The following is a 5,534-nucleotide window of genomic DNA, read 5'->3' as shown; positions in this document are numbered from 1 at the left end:
CCGCCGTAGGGCTGGATGCCGTACGTGATCGCGGTGAGCAGGGCGGTCAGGCCGACGGCGAAGGTGATGTTGCCCGGCCAGTCGAGCGAACCGGGGTTGCGGGTGCCCGTCTCGTGCAGGGACCGGTAGCTCCAGACGGTGCCGAGCACGCCGAGCGGGACGCTGACCCAGAAGACGGCGCGCCAGTCGAGCACGGCCAGGAAGCCGCCGGCCAGCAGGCCCAGGAAGCTGCCGGCGATGGCCGCCACCTGGTTGATGCCCAGGGCCATGCCCCGCCGGTGCGCCGGGAACGCGTCGGTGATGATCGCCGTGGAGTTGGCGAACAGCATCGCCGCCCCGACGCCCTGGACGACCCGCCAGCCGATCAGCCAGAGTGCGGCCGCGCCGCCCGTCGCCGGGTCCAGCGACAGGGCGATCGCCCCGACGGTGAACACCACGAACCCCAGGTTGTAGATCCGCACCCGCCCGTACATGTCGCCGAGCCGGCCGAACGTGACCACCAGCACGGCGGTGACCAGCAGGTAGCCCATCAGCATCCAGAGCAGGTAGCTGACGTTGCCCGGCTCCAGCGGGTCGAGCCGGATCCCGGTGAAGATCGCGGGCAGCGAGATGATCACGATCGAGGCGTTGATCGTGGCCATCAGCATGCCCAGGGTGGTGTTCGACAGGGCGACCCACTTGTAGTGCGGGTGATCCTGCGTGAGGAACGGGGTGCGGGCCATCGGAGCTCCAGGAGCATCGGACGAGCTGATCGTTAAACAAGCTAACTAAGCATAACGCGGTGCGGGCGGGGTGGTGACGGCCCGGCCCGCCGGTTCCGCCGCGTAGGGTCGGCAGTTCGCCGGCCATCGCCGGCGGACGGACCGGCAGGAAAGGGTGGGATCGCCATGACCAGGCGCCGCGGATGGGTCGGCGGGGCGGTCGTCGCGGCGATGCTGCTGGCCGGCTGCAGCACGGACCTGAGCGGCGGCCGCATGACGGTCGGCGGACCGACCACCGCCGCGGCCGCCGACGCCTCATCGGCCGCGACCGGATCGTCGTCGTCGTCGCCGACGGTCTCGCTGTCGATCCCGGCCGGCGCGACACCGGGGGCCGCCGGTGAGGGCAACCCGTACGGGAACCCGACGGACCCGTCCGCGGCCGTCCCCGGCGAGTCCACCGCCGGGCCGACCGACGGCGGGTCGACCGACGGGGATTCCGCCGCCGCAGCGTCGGGGCTCGACGACACCACCGTGGTGTGGTTCGAGACCGTGTGTCAGGGACTGGCGCCGCTACCCGGGCAGGAGCAGCAGGCCCTGTCGGCCACGGACATCGGATCGGCCGCCGCGGTGCTCTCCGAGGCGACGGCCACCGTCACCGACACGGCCGGGCAGCTCAACCAGCTCGCCCCGCCGACCTTCGACGGCGGGCCGGCACTGGCGAGTGCGGCCGTGCAGGGACTGACCGACTTCGGCCAGACGCTGTCCGATTTCGGTGCCCGGGCGGCCGACCTGCCCGAGGGCGACACCGCCGGCTTCGCGCAGTTCGGGACCGACCTGCAGTCGGCGCTGGCCGCCACCTCGCCGCTGGGCGACGCCCAGCTCCCGCTCGACGTGGCCGCGCAGGTCCGGTCGATTCCGGCCTGCGGAACGTTGTTCGGATCCTGACCTCGGCTGATTCAACGCCGGTGGCCTGGGGAATCCCTCTCACGGCCCCGCGACCGCGGGCGTCGCAGGAGAGTGTGCAGAGGGGGAGGACCGCCGTGGCGATTCGTCGGGGGTTGCAGATGCTGGGTGCCGCCGGAGTGGCGGCCGTCGTCCTGGCCGGTTGTGGCTCGGGGACCAATTCGGCCGGCACCACGTCCGCCGCGGCCACCTCGTCGTCGGCCATGTCCTCGATGACGTCGGCCATGACGTCGGAGAAGTCGTCCGCCATGTCGTCCGATTCATCTGATTCGGACATGTCCAGCAGCCTGTCCCTGTCGGTCACCGCCACGACGACCGTCGGCGGGGGCACCACCAGCCTGGATGCCCAGTCGACCGCCTGGTTCGAGACGCTGTGTACGGGGGTCTCGCCGCTGGCCGACCTCGAGCAGACGATGAAGTCGGTGTCCTCCGGCCAGGAACTCGGCTCGGCGATGACCACTGTCGGCACGGCGTTCACCGACACCGCCGCCAAGCTGGCCGACCAGCCCGCGCCGACCTTCGACGGAGGCCAGGAGCTCGCGTCGAACACCCAGACCGCGATGCAGACCTTCGGCCAGACGTTCCAGGACTTCGGCGCGCGCGCCGCGCAGATCTCCAACAGCGACACCGCCGGTCAGCAGCAGTTCCTGCAGGACTTCCAGGCCGCGCTGACCCAGTCACCGCTGGCCGAGATGAAGCTCAGCCCGGACGTCCAGCAGGCCGTCCAGCAGATCCCGGCGTGCCAGAAGATCATGGGCGGCGCCGGCTGACCGTCGTGCCGGCCGGTCGCCCCGGTGACCCGGGGCGACCGGCGAACGGTCGGCGCGTCAGAGCAGTTCGAGGATGGTGGCGTTGGCCTGGCCGCCGCCCTCGCACATGGTCTGCAACCCGTAGCGGATCCCGAACGCGCGCTGGTGGTGGACCATCGCGGTCATCAGCCGGGCCCCGGAGGCTCCGAGCGGGTGGCCGATGGCGATCGCGCCGCCGCCCGGGTTGAGGGCCTTGCCCACGGCGTCGTCGCCCTGGGCCACGTCGGCCAGCCAGGCCAGCGGGACGACCGCGAAGGCCTCGTTGACCTCGAACACCCCGATCTCGTCCAGCCGCAGGCCGCTGCGCTGCAACACCTTGCGCGTGGCCGGGATCGGTGCGGTCAGCATGATCACCGGATCGGCCCCGGCCAGCACGGCCGAGTGCACCCGGGCGATCGGGGTCAGGCCCAGCTCTTTGGCCTTGTCCGAGGTGGTCATCAGCAGCGCCGCGGCGCCGTCGGAGATCTGGCTCGCGTTGCCCGCGGTGACCACGCCGTCCGGCGCGAACGCCGGCCGCAGCGAACCCATGGCCGCGAGCGTGCCGCCCCGGCGGACGCCCTCGTCCACCCCGACCGGCTCCCCGCCGGTCAGCTCGGCCGGCACCTGGACGATCTGGTCGTCGAACCAGCCGGCGTCCTGGGCCGCGGCCGCCTTCTCGTGCGAGGCGAGGCTGTACTCGTCGAGCTGGTCGCGGGACAGGCCCCATTCCCGGGCCACCATCTCGGCGCCGACGCCCTGGTGCGGCGACACCTCCCCGTACCGCCCGGTCCAGCCGCTCGCCGAGAACGGCGTGCCGGCCACCTGCACCGTCGCGCCCATCGGCACCCGGGACATGGATTCGACCCCGCCGGCGACGACCATGTCGTAGTGGCCGGCGATCAGGCCGGCCGCGGCGAAGTGCACCGACTGCTGCGAGCTGCCGCACTGGCGATCGATGCTCACGCCCGGCACGGTGTCGGGCCATCCGGCGGCCAGCACCGCCGACCGGGCGATGTCCGAGGTCTGCTCGCCGACCTGGCTGACGCAGCCCCAGATCACGTCGTCGACGAGACCGGGGTCGACGCCGGTGCGGTCGACCAGGGACCGCAGCACGTGCGCCGACAGGTCGACCGGGTGGACCCCGGACAGGCCGCCGTTGCGCTTGCCGACCGGCGTCCGGATCGCCTCGACGATCACCGCATCACGCATGGGGACTCCTCATCTGGGGGACGCGCCCCACTCTACGAGTTGGTGAACGGCGGTAAACCGGCCCGGGCCGGTCGGGTGGCGCGCGGCCCTGCCAGAATTCTCGTGTGACGGCCGGCTACTCGGGCACCCCGCTCGTGCGCAAGCTCGGGATCACGGCCGGGTCGCGCGTGCTCGTGCTGGGTGCCCCGCCCGGCTTCGACCCCGGCGCCCCGTACCACCGGCGCCCCGGGGCCGACCCGTACGACGTCGTCCTGCTGTTCTGTCCCGACCGGGCGACGCTGGAGCGCCGGTTCGACGCGGCCGCGGCCCGGCACACGACCGCGGGCATGCTCTGGGTCTGCTGGCCCAAACGGTCGTCCGGAGTGGTGACCGACCTGGGCGACGCGGCCGTGCGGGAATGGGGCCTGGGCCACGGTCGGGTCGACGTCAAGGTCTGTGCGATCGACGGGACCTGGTCGGCGCTCAAGTTCGTCATCCGGCTCGCCGACCGCTGAATCCCGCCGCCGCCCGGATCCGCCCCGTCCCGTCCCGCCCGCCGATCCGCCCCGCCGATCCGCCCCGGCCCGGCCCGGCCCCGCCCCGGCCCGTCCCCGTCCCCGTCCCGGCCCCGCCCCGTCCCGGCCCGGCCCCGCCCCCTGATCCGCGCCGACTTGCCGGTTTGAGCCCCGAATCGCCCGGATTCGGGGCTCAACGTGGCAAGTCGATGGTCGGAGGATGCCCGCGCTGTGGACAACTCCGTGGGTGGGTCGAAGGTTCGGTCATCGTGATCGGATGACGTCCCGGTTCCCGATCCCCGATGAGCTTCGCGACGGCATCTTCACGCCGCACTGGTTGAGCTATTCACGCAAACGGATGCGCGGCCCGGATCTGGTGGTGCCGTTCCGCGGGGTGCGCGCGGTCGCCGGAGGGCCGGCCGATCCCGCGGCGGTGCCCACCGAGGCCCTGCGGATCCGCTGCCGCGCCGCCCTGCTGACCGTCTGCCAGGGCGCCGTGGTCAGCTCGGTCACCGCGGCCCGCGTCTGGCCACTCCCGCTGCCGGCCCCGAGGGCGGACGAACCGCTGCACATCAGCGTCTTCGCCCCCGACCACGCGCCGCGCCGCCGGGGTGTGATCGGGCATCAGATCCGTGACCAGGAGGTCGGCGCACAGGAGCGGTTCGGCGTGGGCGTGACCGACCCGGCCAGCCTGTTCTGCCATCTCGCCGCGACCCTGAGCCTGCCCGACCTGGTGGCCGTCGGCGACGCGCTGATCCTCCGGCCGCGATACGGGGCGGCCGATCGGCCCTACCTCGGGCTCGATGCGTTGAGCGACCGGGTGCAGTGGTATCGCGGGCGGGGCAAGACCCGGGCCTCGGCCGCGCTCGCGCTGATCCGGCCGGGGGCGGAGTCACGCCCGGAGACGCTGGTGCGGCTCGCGCTCGTCGAGGCGGGCCTGCCCGAGCCGAGCCTGAACGTCGACATCCACGACGACGCCGGCCGGTTCCTCGCCCGGGGTGACCTCGTCTACGAGCGTTGGCGGACGATCGTGGAGTACGACGGCGACCATCACCGCGCCGACCCGGATCAGTACAGCCGGGACCTGGCCCGGTTGGACGACCTGGCGGCAGCGGGCTGGCGGGTCGTCCGGGTGGCCAAGGGCTCCTTCTTCCGCGACCGCCGGGATGTTGTCCGCCGCGTCCGGGCGGCCTTGCTCAGCGCCGGCTGGGCCGGCTGACCGCCCGCCCGCTCCGCCCGGGTCGAGTTGCCGGTTTGAGCCCCGATCCGGGCCGAATCGGGGCTCAAACCGGCAAGTCGGCGCGAGGTCGCCACCGAGGCGGCCGGGGCCCCGCGCGGGTCGCGGGTGGCCGGCGGCCGGGGCCCCGCGCGGGTCGCGG

At 73.3% G+C, this 5,534-nt stretch carries 6 protein-coding genes; 4 read left to right on the top strand and 2 right to left on the bottom strand.

What is annotated here, in order from left to right; genetic code table 11:
• On the bottom strand, positions 1 to 722 hold a 722-nt coding region (locus ACOJUF_RS16325; protein ID WP_420122883.1), incomplete at its 3' end, for an MFS transporter.
• A gap of 165 nt (positions 723 to 887) precedes the next feature.
• Here ACOJUF_RS16325 and ACOJUF_RS16320 point away from each other — a divergent pair.
• A complete protein-coding gene (locus ACOJUF_RS16320; RefSeq protein WP_420122882.1) occupies positions 888 to 1,646 on the top strand; it encodes a hypothetical protein in 759 nt (252 codons plus the stop codon).
• Positions 1,647 to 1,741: 95 nt separating this feature from the next.
• The gene (locus tag ACOJUF_RS16315) at positions 1,742 to 2,434 is read left to right on the top strand and encodes a hypothetical protein (protein ID WP_420122881.1); all 693 of its coding nucleotides are present in this window, start codon (positions 1,742 to 1,744) and stop codon (positions 2,432 to 2,434) included.
• Positions 2,435 to 2,491: 57 nt separating this feature from the next.
• On the opposite strand, the gene ACOJUF_RS16310 is transcribed toward ACOJUF_RS16315, so the two are convergent.
• Entirely contained in the window at positions 2,492 to 3,661 is a 1,170-nt protein-coding gene (locus ACOJUF_RS16310) for a thiolase family protein (protein WP_420122880.1), read from the bottom strand.
• A 104-nt stretch (positions 3,662 to 3,765) separates the two neighbouring features.
• Here ACOJUF_RS16310 and ACOJUF_RS16305 point away from each other — a divergent pair, with 104 nt between their 5' ends.
• A complete protein-coding gene (locus tag ACOJUF_RS16305; protein ID WP_420122879.1) occupies positions 3,766 to 4,155 on the top strand; it encodes a DUF3052 domain-containing protein in 390 nt (129 codons plus the stop codon).
• A 277-nt stretch (positions 4,156 to 4,432) separates the two neighbouring features.
• Complete coding sequence (locus ACOJUF_RS16300; protein WP_420122878.1) at positions 4,433 to 5,374, top strand: DUF559 domain-containing protein; 942 nt, start codon at positions 4,433 to 4,435, stop codon at positions 5,372 to 5,374.
• Positions 5,375 to 5,534: the final 160 nt, after the last annotated feature.

The organism is Nakamurella sp., assembly GCF_048594475.1.
In the GTDB taxonomy this organism is placed as follows: Bacteria; Actinomycetota; Actinomycetes; order Mycobacteriales; family Nakamurellaceae; genus Nakamurella.
Note: the sequence above shows the minus strand (reverse complement) of the source record. Positions and strands in the feature narration are given on the sequence as shown.